This is a genomic window from Bowmanella dokdonensis (genome assembly GCF_017254865.1).
In the GTDB taxonomy this organism is placed as follows: domain Bacteria; phylum Pseudomonadota; class Gammaproteobacteria; order Enterobacterales; family Alteromonadaceae; genus Bowmanella; species Bowmanella dokdonensis.
The window spans coordinates 1-332 of record NZ_JAFKCV010000230.1; the positions used below are offsets into that span (position 1 = coordinate 1).

Sequence of the window (332 nt, forward strand, 5' to 3'; positions counted from 1 at the left end):
TTCGTGGTATTCGTCAAAGCCTGAATTCCGCGCAGAACCTTAAGCGCTATGCCGACACGGTTAAAGACGCGATTACAGCTTCTGATATTGGGGCACTGCCCGATAAGTCGGTTACCGAAGCCTTACAGCGTATTCCTGGGGTGACCATTGAACGCTTTGCCTCCTCCAACGATCCCAAACACTATGCCGATGAAGGTACCAGTGTATTAGTACGGGGTTTGGATCGCGTGCGCAGTGAAATCAATGGTCGCGATAGTTTTAGCGCCAACCCTTATGGCGGCCTTAGCTATGAAGATTTTCCTGCTGAATTATTAGGCGCGGTGGAAGTGGTG

Annotated in this window: 1 protein-coding gene; it reads left to right on the forward strand. The window is 50.6% G+C overall.

Annotated features, from left to right (window positions below; translation table 11 throughout):
- A partial coding sequence (locus J0A66_RS22350) for a TonB-dependent receptor plug domain-containing protein (protein WP_206576025.1) occupies positions 1–332 on the forward strand: 332 nt, incomplete at both ends.